The organism is Parabacteroides gordonii MS-1 = DSM 23371, from assembly GCF_000969825.1.
In the GTDB taxonomy this organism is placed as follows: domain Bacteria; phylum Bacteroidota; class Bacteroidia; order Bacteroidales; family Tannerellaceae; genus Parabacteroides; species Parabacteroides gordonii.
In genome coordinates, this window is sequence record NZ_KQ033919.1 from 3,601,416 (window position 1) to 3,618,019 (window position 16,604).

Sequence of the window (16,604 nt, forward strand, 5' to 3'; positions counted from 1 at the left end):
AGTATCAAATATAAAAAATTAGAGGTATGGCGGATAATAAAGAACAAGTAATATTAGAAGTAGTTATTAAAAATGATGCAGCATCGAAACGGCTCAAGGAGAATAAGCAGGATATTGCGGAACTTCGGGAAGAACAAGCCCTGTTGAATAAAACGACACTGGAAGGAAAGGAAGCCTATAAACAGTATGAAGATGAAATAAAGAATCTGAGGAAACATAATGTACTGTTGAATCAAGAGATCAGGAACAATAATAAATCAATAGAGGACCAGGAAGGTAGTTTGCAATCTATGCGTGCTGAACTTTCCCGGCTGAATAAGGTATATGTAAATCTTAGTCAAATCGAAAGAGAATCAGCGAAAGGACGTGATTTGCAGAAGAAAATAAAGTCTCTCAACGAGGAAATTAAAACGTCTGAACAAAAGTTGGGTGATTATCGTCGTTCAGTAGGAGGATACGAAGAAGCTATAAATTCGGCTGTTAATCAAACTGGGATATTCTCTAAGATTCAGGGTACTCTTCGCGAAGTAATGTCTCCATTCCTTGCTTTGTACAAAAAAGTTCAGTTAGAAATCAAAACTCTTACCGCTGATTACAAATTGAACTCTGCTGCTACAACTCAAATGTCCGGAGCCCAAAAAGCGGCTGCCATATCTTCAAATCTGCTTTCTACGGGACTGAAAATTTTGAAGATTGCCCTTATCAGTACCGGTATCGGTGCGATCGTTGTCGCGCTGGGTTCTCTTGTCGCTTATTTGACAAAAACACAGAAGGGAACTGAGTTACTGAGTAATGTCATGGCCGGATTGGGAGCAGCTATTAATGTTATAATTGATCGGGTTGCTAAATTTGGAGGTGCATTGGTTAAAGTATTCTCTGGTGACTTTAAAGGGGCAGCTAAAGATATGAAAGCGACCTTTGCCGGGATTGGTGATGAATTACAGCGTGAAATAAAACTAGCTTATGAGTTGAACGATATCAGTCAGCAGCTGGAAAAGCAGGAAGTAATGTTGAATATGCAGCGTGCAGCTGGGCGGAAAGAGATTGAACGGCTAAAAATGATTTCCGATGATACAACAAAATCGACCAAAGAACGTATTGCAGCAGCAAAACAGGCTAGTGAAATAGAACAAGCCGATATGAAGCAACAGATCGAACTCGGGGAAAAGAAGTTGGCTAATTTGTTAGGTCAGAAAGAAGTCACTCAGGAAGTTCGGGATATGTTAGAAGCTGTTTCTAGTGGGTCTATGAAAGCCGATGATGCTATATCTAAACTTGGTCTTTCCGAGAGTACAATATCTGATTTGAGAGAGTTTTCAGATTTGTTTCAAAATGTGGTAGACAAACAACGTGATAGTTATACGAAACAGATTGAACTTCAAAATAAGACAAATTCCATTAGGAAGGAGAGTTCACAAAAGGCCCTGGAGATAAAAAAGGATCAGCAGGCCAAGGAACTTGAATTAATTCGTCAGGCTGAAGATGCTGCTTTATCTTTGGTAAAGGAAGGGATAGAAAAACAGAGACAAACGGTAAATGTTCAGTATGATCGACAGATCGAAGATTTGAAACGCAAGCTCAGTACTGAAAAGAATTTAACTGATGCAGCAAAGAAAGCGTTGAATGATTCTATAATTCTGGCCGAACAGAAGCGTGATGCAGATTTAAAGAAACTATCTGATGATTCTATTCAGGCTCAGATAAAAAAAGAAACTGAACGTATCCAGTTACAACTTGACTCTGTCAAAGAAGGAACATCACGGGAACATAATCTCCGGCTTTCCCTGATCGAGCAGAATCGCCAGGCTGAACTTGCCGCTAATTTGCAACAGGCTGAAGAACTCCGACAATCGGAAGCCGATATAAATGCAGCTTACAACAAATTGATAGCAGATGAAAACGAAGCATTCCGGAAAGAACAGTTCGATAAGCAATCTGAATATATCCGCTTGGAATGGGAAAATAAGATTTTGCAGGTCAAAGAGGGGACATTGCAAGAATATGACTTAAAAGTGCAGCAGGCCCAAGCTGACTATGATTTATTTGTAAATATGGATGCTGCTACCAAAGCTGCTTTGTATGAATCGGATGCAGCTTATGAGAATGCAAAGTTACAGGGTGAAAAAAATATACAGAATGCTATAAAAGCGCGTATTAATGCAGAGAATGAAGCTGTTCTGGTCCAGATGGCAGCTGTAACGACGATCACGGATGCTTTTTCGTCCATGTTGGATAGTTTTGCAGAAGATAATGAAGCGTTGGCCGCTTTTGCAAAAACTGTAGCATTGTTTAATATTGGTCTGAGTACGGCAGAAGCTATCTCGAAAGGGGTTGCTGCTGCTCAGTCTGTACCTTTCCCTGGTAATATTGCTGCTATTGCTACAACTATTGCATCTGTTATGGCAAATATCGCAAAAGCAAAACAGTTGGTAAACAAAGAAAAGAATCCGAAATTTGCTGATGGTGGTGAAATCACAGGTCCTTCGCATGCTTCAGGTGGGGTTCTGATCGAAGCTGAAGGAGGGGAAGGTATTATAAATAAACACTCAATGTCTAACCCCTTACTGCGTTCTATTGCCAGTGCAGTTAATGTCGCCGGCGGTGGTGTTCCATTCTCTAATGTTCCGATATTCCCGTCGGGTTCCAGTGGCGGGTTCGATACTGCCGAACTGAAAGCTGTCTTTGTTGAAGCATTAAAGGAAATGCCGGTTCCCGTGGTTAGTGTAGTTGAGTTTACAGAAGCTCAGAACCGAGTAAAAATGATCCAAAATAATTCTACTATATGAAAGTTCATGAAATATTAGCCTTTAATAAGGAGTTATTAGAAAAACTCTATTCTGCAGGTTTGAATACATCTGATTTTTTACATGTCGATCTTTATAATGAGTATGCCCGGCTAAAAAGGGATGGATTGAAAAAGGCTTATATTGTTTCTTTCCTTTCCGATCAGTATAGTATGAGTGAACGAAAAGTGTATCAGGTCATTTCTAAGATGGAACGCTCTGTTTGAACTCTGTATTCTTTATTTCATAGGCAGTATCGTTTTATCGGTATGGCCTTTTTTTATTACTGCAAAATATGTGCAGTGCTTTTTCATTTTATCTTCTCTCTTAATGTACAATATGATATAAATTTGTACAAAAAGATATTTAAATATGGCGGTATTAAAGATTCACAGCGATATAGTAGATGAAGAGACAAGGCAAATGAACTTGTTTTGGATCGGAGTGGACGGAACTTCCTTTGATTCCGTCGATGCTTTCATTGAAAGTATTCCGGAAGACGATAACAATATAGAGTTACGATTGAATTGTCGTGGTGGTAATTGTATGGAGGGGTGGACCATTTATGATAAGTTACGTTCAACGGGTAAAGAAATAACAGCCATTATTGAAGGTAAATGTGCATCTATGGCTTCTGTCCTTTTGTTGGCTGCTCCTAAAGAACGACGTTATGCCTATCAGAATGCTACACTATTGATACATAATCCTTATATACCGCCTTACACTTTGGCTGATGCTTATGATGCAGAAGATTTACGACGTATGGCGGAGGACTTAGAGGTCGAAACGACAAAGATCGTGAATCTATACGTTGATCGTACCGGCTCCGAGGAAGATGTACTGCGTGCCCTTATGGCGGAGGATAAATTTGTTGATATGGATAAAGCAAAGGAATTAGGCTTTATATCCGAGGTGAAGCCTCCTATATCCGCAAAGGAAAAGCAACCAAAGAAATGGAATCACTCAAAAACAAATAATATGAATCAAGAAAAAAAAGTAACAGTAGCACAGGCTTTTCAAATGCTAGGAGTAGCATTAGGAGTCGTTAAAGCTCCGATTGTCAGTCTTGATCTGTCAACGGCAGACGGAAGTACTTTAACAGTAGAACGTGAAGAAGGGGAACCACAGGTCGGTGATACAGCATCCCCGGACGGAGAACATCTTATGCCGGATGGAAGTACAATCGTCGTAGAAGGTGGAGTAATAACAGAAATCCGCGATCCGGAAGAGAAAAATAATAATGACGAATTGGATGCTGCCAATGCGCGAATAGCGGAATTGGAAGCTGAACTAACGTCTTTGCGTGCTCAGGCTAAAAGCCAGGACGAACTTGTAATTTTGAATAAGGTCAAAACTATGGGAGGTTTGGAAGGCTTGAAGAAAATTGCAAGTAGCTATGTTCCTGATGCGCGAGGTTTCCAGGGGAATCAAGGTGCTCAGGGTGGAAATGGTGATCCGGTATCTTTGATCGATAAAAAGCTTGCTGAAAAACGCGAAGCCCATAAAAAGAAGTTTAACAAATAAAAATTGTTTATATGCCTAAGTTAGATTTTACGAAATTAACTCCTACAAATCATGCTATAAAGAGTCTGCGTGATTTGTTAAACATGACTGTATTCCAGGATGAGATTCTGGAACAGGTTCTCACCTCTATGGGGGGAGTGGTACATGGCCAACGCCTTGGTTTCATTGGTGAAATGGAAGATGTAGGTAATGAAGGTTCAGGATGTAATCCCACCTATAAATCTGTAGGTATCCCAGCTGCTGAAAAACAATGGGAACTTGGTGATTGGCAAATACCTCTTAATCTCTGTTATGAGGATTTGGAAGGAACTATCGCTGAATATTGTTTGAAAACAGGTACTGAAATCGGTGATCTGACATCTACGGAGTACATGGATTATATTGTATTACCCAAACTGGAAGATGCTATGCGGAAAATGATGTGGCGTATTGCCTGGTATGGTGATAAAGACGCGAAAAATAATGCTGATGGAGGTGTGTTGACATCAGGTGTCGATCCAACTTTGTTTACGATGGCCGACGGTTTTTGGAAACGTATTTTTGCTATTGCAGCCGGGAACTCTAATCAATATACAGCAATCTCAGCGAATGACACTGCATCTTATGCAACCCAGAAATCAGGATTATTGACAAAAGGTGTTGCAACATCTTTGTTTGAAAAAATCCGAATGGATGCAGATGGACGCATTGAGGCAATGGACGGATCGGCTATTTTCTGTACGAAATCTTTGGCTGATGCTTTAGCCTGGGATGCAAAACAAACCTATAATACGATTATGCCGTGGCAGGTTCTGTTTGATGGTCTAAAAGTCTCTGAGTGGGATGGTGTGAAAGTTTATTCTATCTCTTTGTTTGACCGATTCACAAAAAAATATCAGGATAATGATACAAAGTTGAATTTACCGCATCGTGCTGTATATACTTCACCCAGTCAGTTGCTCATGGGCTATCCGGGTAGTTCTGCTATTTCAGAACTTGATGTGTGGTTCGAACGTAAAGAACGTATGAACTATATCTATTCAACGGGTAAGATCGGTACTCTTATCAAAGAGGACGAACTGATTCATGCTGCTTATTAATAATCCGGGGTATGGTATTCTGTACCCCATCAAATACTCATAGATATGGCAGATTGCGAAAGTTTAATTAAAAAAGATATTGATATCAACTGTGATACACCAGTTACTCGTGGTTTGGAAGCTAATGCAGTAATCATTAATCGTTCAGATATTGATTTTGCAAAAAGCGTGTTTGCTACAGGAAAAAGCAATGTTCTTGAGGCTCTTGTTTTGAAGACAGGAAAGAAAGGATATAAATGTTTCGTGCCGGGCAAAACACCCTTTACCGGGACTAAAACAAGTCTGAATGTTGGAACCTATGTAAATACATTCAATAATGAGTTTGCAATTGTGATCCTTGACAACGGACCGGAGACTAGCGAAAGCATTATTGATGGTTTGGCAAATGGGACGTTTGTTGTCGTTTATGAAAATAAACATAAAGGTACAACGAAAGATGCTGCATTCCAGGTTTCCGGTTTTTATCAGGGTATGACTGCAACGACATTGGAGAATGACAAATACAGTGAGGAAACTGAAGGAGGTTGGAAAGCTGTGTTGACAGAAGAACGGGCCCCGAAATCAGGTTTGTTCCTGCATAAAACTGATTATGAAACGACAAAGGCTTTGTTTGATAGTTTGATTGCAGCAGCTTAATACTGTATAGGTATGAGAGTGGATGAACTATTGACAAATGAAGTGATCGAGCGTTTTCGTCTTCGGAAAGAAACACCGCAAGAACGGGATACGCTCGTTTCTTTGGCTTCTAAAGCTCTATGTCGCAAAATATCCTACACTTGTAGGAACTGCTATTTTGATGCGTTGATGGAACTCGTCAACTTTTATAAAACTAATCGAATATTATTTGAGGAACGTATGAAAGAAAAAAGATATCAGATTGCCAGAGGTGTGTGTATGCCTCTTGGCTTTGGTTCCAGTCGTATGATCGTGTACCAGAATTGTACGGATGAGTTAGCGATCGAATTTTTGTCTTTGGATGAAAAAAACAGTAAGTATTTTGAACGTCTGCCTGATGGATGGAAGGATGATGTTGCAGAATATTTGGAAAAGTTGTCAGGGAAAGAACATATTCCTGTTGAATTAACTCCTGCCGAATTGGATGCTATCGCCGATATGAAAAGAATGCTTATTGAAGGTATGACAAAAAGAGCTGTAAAGGAGCATTTTGTGACCTTTGATAAGGTTGGTGATGTGAAAGTAACGAAAAAGTATATTGATTCTTTACTGAAAGAGGCATCTGAACAATTGAAGGCAGAAAGTGAGAAGAAAACAGATGATCCGGGTAAAGATGGTGCATTGGAGAACGGAAAAAATCAGGATCAGACGGAAGTAGATTAATTGATACAATAGACTTGTGAAATATGACAATTGATGAAGTAAAAATACCGAAAATACGTATTCCTGTAGCAGATGTAACCAACCTGGATATACAAAGTTATGGAAAGGGGAATAACTATCCTCAGATGATATTGCAACTGTTGGGTGCTTCCAGCAATGCAAAAAGTTGTGTTGGCCGGTATGCAAAATTTATTAGAGGTGCAGGTTTCAAAGATTCCTTATTTTACAAGTCTATTGTCAATATGAAAGGCCAGACATGTGATACTTTGCTAAGGCTCTGTTCTGATGATTTGGCAAAATTTGGTGGATTTGCTTTGCACATAAATTACAATCTTCTATGTGAGATCACTAGCGTTGAGCATATTCCTTTTGAAGACTGCCGACTGGGCATTGAAGACGATGCTGGATATATAGCCGAAATCGCCATACACCCAGATTGGATCTGTTCGAAAGGTAGGAAAAAGATCAAGAAACCCAGTAAAAGTACCATTGCCTATACAGATGTGTTTAATCCCAATCCAGACGTTGTACTATCTCAAATTGTGGAAGCTGGAGGTATCGAAGCTTATAAAGGTCAGACGTTATATGTGTCAAAAGATGGGTTCATGGTCTATCCATCTACCATTTACGACAGTGCCATTACTGATATAAGCACCGATGAAGGTTTGGCAAATGTTCGTTATCGTAATGTCCGAAGTAATTTTTTGCCGATGGGTATGTTCGTTTATCCCAAAGGACAGAAAGTCATGGTAGAAGATAAAGATGGAAATTGGGTTGAAGGGACAGAATATCAGAATGGTTTTGATGCAGCGAAATTTAAAGATTTTCAAGGTGATTCCGAAGCATGTAAAATTTTAGGTGTAGGGCGTGAAGATGGAGACGATGTTCCTCAATTTGTCGAGTTCCCAACCAAGAACTTCGATAAAGACTTTACTGTAACAAAGGATGCTGTAGCGGAGGAAATACATGCAGCGTTCAATCAGGAGGTATTTTACCGTATTCGTTCCGGTGCACTGGGGTTTTCAAACGACATTATTAATGATGCCTTTAACTTTTATAATGCTATGACGATCGACGAGCGTGTCCTGATGGAACAAAGTTTCCGGTCTGTGTTCTCACATTTTGCATATCCGGTTAATCAAACAAACGACTATTCATTAATTCCTTTAAGTTATGAAGTCCAATCTGTTTAATAAGCAATTAACGGACGTAGATAGTGTAAAGACTACCGTTCGCCCCATGTCGACGCATGTAGATGTTGAAAAAACACTTGTCTACATTGATGAATCCCAGCAGCAGGATATCAAAAATGCTTTAGGTGATAACCTTTTCATTGATTTGCTCCGGTATGTCAATCGATCTGAAGGAGAACCAGCTAACGATGCCTATGATAATTTGCTTCATGGTGGTATCTATAAAAATGGAAATGATGAATTTATATTTTCAGGTCTTGAAAAAGCACTGAAATACTTTGTTTATGCTCGTTTGGTTAAACATGGAGACAGGAACCTGTCACGGGTGGGATTGATGCAGAATCAGGTTGAATATAGCTCACATGCAGAGTTAAAAGAAAAGCAGGAAGAATATAAGGATGCTTTTTCTGTGGCCGAGGAACTGATGAATGATTGTCTCCGGTATATCAAGCATAATTCAGATAAGTTCCCTAAATGGAGAAAAGGAAGCATTACTCCGGTTCGTGGTCCTGTAATTTCTAAAATAGGGGACTGATGGAGAACTATACAGATAAATTCCTTTTTGGACTGATTGAATTTTTCGCTTGGGCGAAATGGCTTTTCTTCCTGGCTTTAGTGCTGACGCTGGGTGATCTGAAGTTCGGTATTGCTGCATCACGATACCGGAAAGACCCGATCAAACGATCACGGGCTGTCCGGCGTACAATGGATAAGATTACAAGTTATATCATTTGGGTTGTAATGGCTTATTCGTTCGGCCAGGCTTTCGGGCAACCATTTGGGATCGACTTGCTACCGCTTATAATCCTACTTGTTATATACGGTGTTGAGTTAGAAAGTATATATGTCAACTACTTTGCGGCACGTGGAAAGCATGTAAAGGTGAAGTTCTTGAATTTCTTTGGAAAGAAAATGGATATAATAGAAATAGAAGGTGATAAAAATGAGACAGATAAATAAAATCATAATACATTGTACTGCATCGCGGGAGGGACAACCCCTAACAGTTGTGGATATTGATAAAATGCATCGGGCACGCGGATGGAACGGTATCGGCTATCATTACGTAGTTTATGCTGATGGATCAGTTCATAAAGGGCGACCAGTAGAAAAAGCCGGGGCGCACGTTTCTGGGCACAATGCGAACAGTATAGGCATTTGTTATGTCGGTGGGCTAGATGGTTCCGGAAATCCCAAAGATACCCGTACCGAAGCGCAAAAGGCTGCCATCAGTGAATTGGTGAATGAATTGTGCCGGAAGTATCCGAACGTTATAGAAGTAAAGGGACATCGAGATTATTCACCTGATCTTAATGGTAATGGTGTGATTGAACCTTTTGAATGGTTAAAGGTTTGTCCCTGCTTTGACGTACAGAGTGAATTTACTTCGTTCCTTCCCTATGTGAATGTGAAACCATGAAATGGGGGATAATACTTTGGTGTCTGTTTTTTTTATCCGGGTGCGGTTCTAAAAAGCAGAGTTACAGATCGGAAACGGTTAGTATGGCTATCAGCAGCCAAAAGGATAGTTCCCATGTCACGGAATCTGTTCAGCGGACAATTACGGAGTTACTGGAGTATAAAGGAACCGGTATCATAACTATAACAGAGTTATCCAAGCCGGACAGTATCGGGAATCAATATATTGTAAAGACTACCCAGATGGATATCCTTTCCGAACAAAAACGATCGGTGACAACAGAAGAGAATTGTGATAGGCAGGAAACTGATACATCTATCCAGGTAAAAGATGAAAGTATAAAAGAATTCGTTACAGATGATGTGTTGATTGATCGGAAGTCTGTTTTACCTAGCTGGGTATTTGGGCTGATTGTTATTCTATTCGGTTGCATGGGCTTGTGGATAGCTAAGAATTTTAAATAGTATTTTTTCTCATAGTATATAGTTTAGTTAGTAATGGAGATCACCTAGTCTGAGATAGATAAGGTGGTTTTTTTGAAGGAAATTTTTTACTTAGAATTAAGGTGTTGATAGTCTATGATTTAGATGGCATATGTTTAATGTCATGAATTTTAGTTTTAGAAAATGAAAAATATAAAGCTTAATGGATTATTTGTTTGTATATTTTGTATAGTTTTGCATAACTAATACAGTCACCTATGGATAAAGATGCATTCGAAATATTAAGATTGTTGGCTAAAGGAGGGCAGAAAGTAGTCTATTTAGCTCAAAATAGGAAAGATCATTCTGTGGTTTTAATCAAAGAAGCTCAAATAGCTAGTATGTCTTCTTGGGAGAGAATTGGACGTGAAATAAATTTGCTTAGTCAATTGGATTCTGAATTTTTCCCTAAAAATTATGGTTCAAATTTTGACATAGCGGATAATAAGTTTACTATTATTGAAGAGTATATTGAAGGAGAACCATTGAGAAATGTAATGAAAAATTATAATGATTGGTCTTCTATTAAAACGCTAATTATTAATTTGATAGATGGCTTATCGATCGTTTGGGATAAAAATATTGTTCATCGAGATTTAAAGCCCGAGAATATTATTATTCGTCCAAATGGAAAACCTTGTATTATAGATTTTGGTATTGCTCGTTTTTTGGAAAAAGAGTCTTTAACAAACACTTTACAAATGTATGGACCTTGTTCTCTTGGGTATGCGTCCCCAGAACAACTGAATAATGAAAAGAATATAATAGATCAGCGAACAGATTTTTTTGCATTGGGTATTATGATTCTTGAAATGTACTTAGGGGAACATCCTTTTTCTCCTCAATTAAATGAAGGAACTATGTCTATTGTTGAAAATATTCTTGCAAATAAGTATGTTTTATCAACTCCTTCAAAAGCTGAGAATCCTAATATAAGTGCTCTTTGTCGTCGTCTTCTTCAGACACAGCCTTATAATAGATTTCGTAATTATTTGTTATTTAAACAATTTATTGAAACGTCGTTAGTATGAAAGTATATCATCAATTAGGATTTAGGGACAATTGGAATATTGACAGTTATAATTTAGGTATAGGTGATGGTTTGATCTTTTCACCAATTAATATGGATGCTAAAAAACTATCCGGTTTACCGGTCTTAATAAAGCAACATTCTTTTTTAGATCCACAGCTTTATTTGTTGAATAAGGAGAAGGCATCTAATATAACTTATCCTTTTTTTCCAACAAATATAAAAGCTGATTTTTCTACGGTGGATTTGGATACAATGCCTGAAAAATTGGCTGAAAGTTGTACCGATTTTCAGGTTGATAATGAATTTGAATATGTGGTCATACCTAGTCGTTATTATGATGAAATACCATCAAGGTTTTATGAATTGTCTATGCGGAATTTTATTGTTCCATTTCTTGATTATAAAAGAGAAAAAAATATTCAAAAGCCATTTTTATTATCTATTATTGTTAAACAGATATTTATAGTTGATACAGAAAAAAGAAATAGACTTTTAAATTGGATAACAGGTATATCTGGTATATGTGGAGTTTATATTATTTTTGAAAATTCTTTTTCTAGTAAACAAATAAAAGATTTTGATTATCTGTTAAATGTGCTTACCTTTATTAAAATATTAAAAATGAATGATATGGAAGTGCATGTAGGGTATTGTAATACAGAAGGTTTACTTTATAGTGCAGCTATGCCAGATTCAATAACGATTGGGTCTTATGAGAATTTGCGATCTTTTAAAATTTCTCGTTTTGTTGTATCTGAAGGTTCTAAAAGAAGTCCTAATCCTCGTTTGTATAGTACACATTTATTACAGTGGATGGAATATAACTATATTCAATCAATGAAGTCTTTAATACCTGATTATATTGACTACTTTGATGATTCTGTTTATAAGCCATTAATGTTTAACTTAACAGGAAAAGAATATAAATGGCATTTTGCCAAATCAGAATTATATAAACATTACTTTGAAGTCTTTGTTCATCAGATAAAAAAATTACCTGATGAACAAATGAGTCGAATAGATTGTTTATTAAAACAAATAGAAAATGCTCTAAATAATTATGTGATTATAAAAAGAGATATTTTGTTAGATGGTGATAGTGATGATTCACATCTACCAATATGGTTTAATGTGTTAAGAGCTTTTAGAAAGGGATTGTAAATGTATAGGTCAGAAGCTTTAATGTCAAAGGATTTTGAGTCTTATTTAAGGGAGAATTTTGGTAAGACTTATTTTAAAGAATTTAAGGGGCTTTTTGGTATACCTGATTATGTCTGTTTTTCAAAAGATAATAATAATATTAGTATTGTGTCTTTTGAATTGAAATTAGCAAATTGGAAATGTGCAATTATTCAGGCTTTTAGATATCGAAGTTTTTCTGATAGAACTTATGTCGTTCTACCAGAAAAGACAGTTCATAATGCTTTGGAAAATATTAACATGTTTCGTCAGTATAACATAGGATTAGTCTCTTTTACCGATAGTCAGTTTACTATTTTGTATAGGCCTATGACTCAAAAGCCTTATAATGAAGATATGCGTCGGAAGGTTGTACAGAAAGTTAGAGCTTCTAGGAAAAAAGCTATTCGGACTATCGATTCTATTTTGTGATATTTTATTGACTGGTGATAAAATTTTAGCCAATTCTTTAAAGAATATAGGTCTAAAACATTCGGAAATATCAAAATTAATCAATCAAAGTCTTTAAGACGGAAGGGCTTCCACGGGTTGGAGGCCTTTTTTCTTTATTCTCCTTTAAAAAAGGAATTATCTGCTATCCGTCTGGCATTTTCTTCAATAGACACTTTTAAGTATTTGATTGTAGTCTCAATTTTAGAATGTCCTAATAAATCCTTTATAACAAAGATGTCTGCTCCGGAAAAGTATAAGTTAGTAGCAAATGATCTACGTGCCGTATGTGTAGATATACATTCGTTCTTATTATATGTATATGTATTGATAACTCCACCTTCAGTTTTAGAAATTTTCACTTCATCTGTTATACCGGCAATTAAGCCAAGTTCTTTTATATGGTCATTCAATCTTTGATCCGACATTTTAATACTCATGACATTTGTTTTATTCAATAGGGTCCGGAAGTTTTTATGTATTGGTATAGAAACAATTTTATTTGTTTTCTGAGTACGTATTTTGATGAGTTCTTTATCTATGTTGAAGTCCTCAATGCGTGAATAGTCTGATATCCGGAGACCGGTATAGCAACCAACAAGAAATATAAGGCGGGCATCGTTCAACGCTTTTACTTTTCGGGTGATACCGGATGGTCGAACATTTTTAAAGAAAGTTTGAACCATCTCAGCAGTAATATTTAGATCGAAAATCTTTTGGACCTCTTTCTTTGTAAGGTATATCGAATCAGTTTCCTCCTTTTCTTTTTTGAACCTTTTATCTATATAAGCTGTGTTGTTATGTAGTTCTCCGGCAGATTCATTCATGAATTTGGTTATCATCTTGAACAGTCCTCCTATATAGTTTTTGGAATAATGACGTTGTTGGTTCTTTATGGTATATGTCTTTGTGAGCATATGTGTACGGAACCCATTATAGAAGTCCATGTTTATGTTAGAGAAACGAAGTTTGTAACCTGTTTCTTGTTCGTATGCGACAAGATGATTGAGTAAATTTTGATAGTTCCTATATGTACCAGTCGTTTTATCGCATGTCTGGATATAGTTCGATATATAATTAGTTAAAAGAGAGTCATCTTTTACTACACCTCCGGCTCCCTCATTTATTTGTGCAATTTTGCTATCAACGGCCTTTTTGAATGATTGCTGGGTTGGAGTAATCAATTCCTTGTCAAATTCGATAAATACTGAATCTATGATATTGATATATTTTTTTATCTGTTCGTTTTTTAGAAAGCCATCAGGATACTTTTTGCCTTCACGACACCAGCGTTGGCTATCGATCCAGTGTTCGGTCCGAATAGATATACCTGGAGTGTAACGATATCTTTCTCCATTTTTTCTAATGATAAACTGTATAGATGTTGTTTCTTTACTTTTGTCAACAAGGAACGGATTTATCTTATTTGCCATTTGGAACGAATTTTGGAACGATTTGTGTAAATGTTGTGAATGCGAATATAGTCAAAAAATAGTAATGCCTGAAAAAAGTGATAATGCATGTGTTTAATTTAATGATAAACAAATGCTTTAATCCCTCCCGGGTCACATTAAACGGCAGTAAACAAAAGCGACATCTTTAACAGGGTGTCGCTTTTTGTATTTTATAGTGTATCATTTGTAGTTAGAAAGCTATTAGGTTACAAGGAGTGGAAGCAATGAACATTTCTTTACTTCCTTTGTTTTATATATAGTTATTAATCTTATGTAAAAACTAGATAATATGTTGGCGATATACAGATTTTTATTCCCGTCTAAGCCGGACGGAACAACTATTTCACTGTTGTTATTGGCGTTACGTATCCTTTTCGGAGGATTGTTATTAACTCATGGTATCCAGAAATGGACTAACTATTCGGAAATGTCGGCTGTATTCCCTGATCCGCTGGGAGTTGGTAGCCAGGTTTCACTGGGGCTTGCTATCTTTGGGGAACTGGCTTGTTCGATAGGATTTATCTTTGGTGCCTTGTACCGCCTGGCTATGATCCCGATGATCTTTACCATGTGTATGGCATTTTTCGTTATTCACGGTAATGATGCTTTTGCGGTAAAAGAGCTTGCCTTTATTTATTTGGTCGTATTTATATTAATGTATATAACCGGGCCGGGTAAATTCTCGATAGACAGGTTTATCTCTGTGCCTCTGTCGAAAAGAAGGTGATGTATAAATGTGATATAAAAGAAAAGTCCGTTAATCTTTCGACTAACGGACTTTTTATTTAGTGGGCGTTGACGGATTCGAACCGCCGACCCTCTGCTTGTAAGGCAGATGCTCTGAACCAGCTGAGCTAAACGCCCGAATTGAAATCAATTTGGTATGAATGAGTGGGCGTTGACGGATTCGAACCGCCGACCCTCTGCTTGTAAGGCAGATGCTCTGAACCAGCTGAGCTAAACGCCCAAGTTGAAATCAATTTGGTATGAAAGGTGGGCGTTGACGGATTCGAACCGCCGACCCTCTGCTTGTAAGGCAGATGCTCTGAACCAGCTGAGCTAAACGCCCTTTCATTACTTCAGTAAATTTTGTACGCCTTATCTCTCTAAAGCGCTGCAAAGATACGGCTTTTTTTATTACCTCCAAACATTTCGGCAAAAAAGTTGAAAAAAAATTCATTACTGCCATTTAGTATGAAGAAATATAGTAACTTTGCAATTCTATATTATTAATGTACATGAAGTAATCGATATGGCTGGCATATCGCCCGTACACTCAGGGTTATCGGTGTATAAACTAAATGAATATGATATTTTCGACACTAACTGCCATATCGCCCGTGGATGGACGATATAGAAATAAAGCCGAAAACCTGGCGGCTTACTTCTCGGAGTATGCACTTATCAAGTATAGAGTGCAGGTAGAGATAGAGTATTTTATTACTCTTGCTGAGTTTCTTCCACAATTGAATAGCCTGGCTACAGTGGAAAACAAGGAAGCATTGCGTAAAATTTACCAGGAGTTTTCAGTAGAAGATGCAAATCGTATCAAGGAGATCGAGAGCGTAACCAACCATGACGTAAAAGCTGTTGAGTATTTTATCAAAGAAAAATTTGATCTGCTGGCTTTGCAGGAATACAAAGAATTTATCCATTTCGGGTTGACATCACAGGATATTAATAATACTTCTGTGCCTTTGTCTATCAAAGATGCCTTGAATGAAGTGTATTATCCGGGCATCCAGGAAGTGATCGACATGCTGAAAAAATATGCCGAAGACTGGAGCAATGTTTCTATGCTGGCTAAGACACACGGGCAACCGGCTTCTCCTACTCGTTTGGGAAAAGAAATAATGGTGTTCGTTTATCGTCTGGAACAGCAGGTGGCTTTGCTGAAATCAATTCCTGTATCTGCCAAGTTTGGGGGTGCAACCGGCAACTTCAATGCACATCACGTAGCTTATCCGGCCTACGACTGGAGAGCTTTCGGTAATAACTTTGTGAACGAAGTGCTGGGTCTGAGCCGTGAGGAATGGACAACGCAGATTTCAAATTATGATAATCTGGCTGCTATTTTCGATGGTTTGAAACGGGTGAACACGATATTGATCGACCTGAACCGCGACTTCTGGCAGTATATTTCGATGGAATACTTCAAACAGAAGATCAAAGCCGGTGAAGTCGGTTCATCTGCAATGCCTCATAAGGTAAACCCGATCGATTTTGAAAATGCAGAAGGTAACCTGGGCATGGCAAATGCGATCCTGGAACATCTGGCTACGAAGTTGCCTATCTCCCGTTTACAGCGCGATCTAACAGACTCTACCGTGTTGCGCAACGTTGGTGTGCCTTTGGCTCACATCGAAATCGCATTCAAAAGCTTAACAAAAGGGCTGGGTAAACTGTTATTAAATGAGAACGCTTTATATCGGGATTTAGATCATTGCTGGGCGGTGGTAGCGGAAGGTATTCAAACGATATTACGTCGCGAAGGATATCCGAAACCTTACGAAGCCCTGAAGGCCTTAACCCGTACGAATGAAGGAATCACTGAAAAATCAATCAGTGACTTTATTGAAACGCTGCAGGTTAGTGATGCAGTAAAAGCTGAATTAAAGGCGATTACGCCGCATAATTATACAGGTATTTAGTGTGAGAAAGAAAGTGTA

17 protein-coding genes and 3 tRNA genes are annotated in these 16,604 nt (G+C 37.8%); 16 read left to right on the forward strand and 4 right to left on the reverse strand.

All coding sequences use genetic code 11. From position 1 onward, the window contains the following. The first annotated feature begins 26 nt into the window (after window positions 1-26). The 14 genes from HMPREF1536_RS13660 (at window position 27) to HMPREF1536_RS13725 (ending at window position 12,463) form a co-directional block, all read left to right on the forward strand. Complete coding sequence (locus HMPREF1536_RS13660; protein WP_028729658.1) at window positions 27-2,786, forward strand: hypothetical protein; 2,760 nt, start codon at window positions 27-29, stop codon at window positions 2,784-2,786. Then, window positions 2,783-3,010, forward strand: coding sequence for a hypothetical protein (locus HMPREF1536_RS13665; protein WP_028729657.1), 228 nt, complete (start codon window positions 2,783-2,785; stop codon window positions 3,008-3,010). Before HMPREF1536_RS13660 ends, HMPREF1536_RS13665 begins: the two co-directional genes overlap by 4 nt. Before the next feature lie 145 nt (window positions 3,011-3,155). Then, window positions 3,156-4,307 (forward strand): Clp protease ClpP, encoded by a 1,152-nt coding sequence (locus tag HMPREF1536_RS13670; RefSeq protein WP_028729656.1) that lies wholly within the window; start codon window positions 3,156-3,158, stop codon window positions 4,305-4,307. An 11-nt stretch (window positions 4,308-4,318) separates the two neighbouring features. Continuing rightward, a complete protein-coding gene (locus tag HMPREF1536_RS13675; RefSeq protein WP_028729655.1) occupies window positions 4,319-5,386 on the forward strand; it encodes a hypothetical protein in 1,068 nt (355 codons plus the stop codon). Between the two features lie 45 nt (window positions 5,387-5,431). Next, window positions 5,432-6,022 carry a hypothetical protein gene (locus HMPREF1536_RS13680; protein WP_028729654.1) on the forward strand — a complete coding sequence of 197 codons (591 nt, stop codon included), beginning with the start codon at window positions 5,432-5,434 and terminating at the stop codon, window positions 6,020-6,022. Between the two features lie 12 nt (window positions 6,023-6,034). Then, a complete protein-coding gene (locus HMPREF1536_RS27665) occupies window positions 6,035-6,724 on the forward strand; it encodes a hypothetical protein (protein ID WP_150115626.1) in 690 nt (229 codons plus the stop codon). Between the two features lie 23 nt (window positions 6,725-6,747). Beyond that, window positions 6,748-7,917, forward strand: a complete 1,170-nt coding sequence (locus HMPREF1536_RS13690; protein ID WP_028729652.1) for a hypothetical protein — start codon at window positions 6,748-6,750, stop codon at window positions 7,915-7,917. Next, complete coding sequence (locus tag HMPREF1536_RS13695; RefSeq protein ID WP_028729651.1) at window positions 7,898-8,452, forward strand: DUF6712 family protein; 555 nt, start codon at window positions 7,898-7,900, stop codon at window positions 8,450-8,452. Before HMPREF1536_RS13690 ends, HMPREF1536_RS13695 begins: the two co-directional genes overlap by 20 nt. Beyond that, entirely contained in the window at window positions 8,452-8,877 is a 426-nt protein-coding gene (locus HMPREF1536_RS13700; RefSeq protein ID WP_044193321.1) for a phage holin family protein, read from the forward strand. Before HMPREF1536_RS13695 ends, HMPREF1536_RS13700 begins: the two co-directional genes overlap by 1 nt. Next, window positions 8,861-9,337 carry an N-acetylmuramoyl-L-alanine amidase gene (locus HMPREF1536_RS13705; RefSeq protein ID WP_028729649.1) on the forward strand — a complete coding sequence of 159 codons (477 nt, stop codon included), beginning with the start codon at window positions 8,861-8,863 and terminating at the stop codon, window positions 9,335-9,337. The genes HMPREF1536_RS13700 and HMPREF1536_RS13705 overlap by 17 nt, the downstream gene beginning before the upstream one ends. Before the next feature lie 83 nt (window positions 9,338-9,420). Continuing rightward, window positions 9,421-9,801 (forward strand): hypothetical protein, encoded by a 381-nt coding sequence (locus HMPREF1536_RS13710; protein ID WP_028729648.1) that lies wholly within the window; start codon window positions 9,421-9,423, stop codon window positions 9,799-9,801. A gap of 236 nt (window positions 9,802-10,037) precedes the next feature. Continuing rightward, window positions 10,038-10,850: a serine/threonine protein kinase gene (locus HMPREF1536_RS13715; protein WP_052349911.1), complete on the forward strand. Its 813-nt coding sequence runs from the start codon at window positions 10,038-10,040 to the stop codon at window positions 10,848-10,850. Continuing rightward, window positions 10,847-12,013 carry a hypothetical protein gene (locus HMPREF1536_RS13720; RefSeq protein ID WP_028729647.1) on the forward strand — a complete coding sequence of 389 codons (1,167 nt, stop codon included), beginning with the start codon at window positions 10,847-10,849 and terminating at the stop codon, window positions 12,011-12,013. Before HMPREF1536_RS13715 ends, HMPREF1536_RS13720 begins: the two co-directional genes overlap by 4 nt. After that, the gene (locus tag HMPREF1536_RS13725) at window positions 12,014-12,463 is read left to right on the forward strand and encodes a hypothetical protein (protein ID WP_028729646.1); all 450 of its coding nucleotides are present in this window, start codon (window positions 12,014-12,016) and stop codon (window positions 12,461-12,463) included. Between the two features lie 134 nt (window positions 12,464-12,597). Here HMPREF1536_RS13725 and HMPREF1536_RS28165 read toward each other — a convergent pair whose 3' ends face one another. Next, window positions 12,598-13,914, reverse strand: a complete 1,317-nt coding sequence (locus HMPREF1536_RS28165; protein ID WP_028729645.1) for a tyrosine-type recombinase/integrase — start codon at window positions 13,912-13,914, stop codon at window positions 12,598-12,600. Window positions 13,915-14,224: 310 nt separating this feature from the next. On the opposite strand from HMPREF1536_RS28165, the gene HMPREF1536_RS13735 reads away from it, so the two are divergent. Beyond that, on the forward strand, window positions 14,225-14,662 hold the full coding sequence (locus tag HMPREF1536_RS13735) for a DoxX family protein (protein WP_028729644.1): 438 nt from the start codon (window positions 14,225-14,227) through the stop codon (window positions 14,660-14,662). Window positions 14,663-14,724: 62 nt separating this feature from the next. On the opposite strand, the gene HMPREF1536_RS13740 is transcribed toward HMPREF1536_RS13735, so the two are convergent. The 3 genes from HMPREF1536_RS13740 to HMPREF1536_RS13750 all read right to left on the reverse strand — a co-directional run bounded on the left by HMPREF1536_RS13740 (window position 14,725) and on the right by HMPREF1536_RS13750 (window position 15,004). Beyond that, window positions 14,725-14,799 (reverse strand) — tRNA-Val (locus HMPREF1536_RS13740). Between the two features lie 28 nt (window positions 14,800-14,827). Then, window positions 14,828-14,902: transfer RNA gene (locus HMPREF1536_RS13745), tRNA-Val, on the reverse strand. 27 nt (window positions 14,903-14,929) lie between these two features. Continuing rightward, window positions 14,930-15,004, reverse strand: a tRNA-Val gene (locus tag HMPREF1536_RS13750). 238 nt (window positions 15,005-15,242) lie between these two features. On the opposite strand from HMPREF1536_RS13750, the gene purB reads away from it, so the two are divergent. Continuing rightward, window positions 15,243-16,586 (forward strand): adenylosuccinate lyase, encoded by a 1,344-nt coding sequence (gene purB, locus HMPREF1536_RS13755; RefSeq protein WP_028729643.1) that lies wholly within the window; start codon window positions 15,243-15,245, stop codon window positions 16,584-16,586. The last annotated feature ends 18 nt before the right edge of the window (window positions 16,587-16,604 follow it).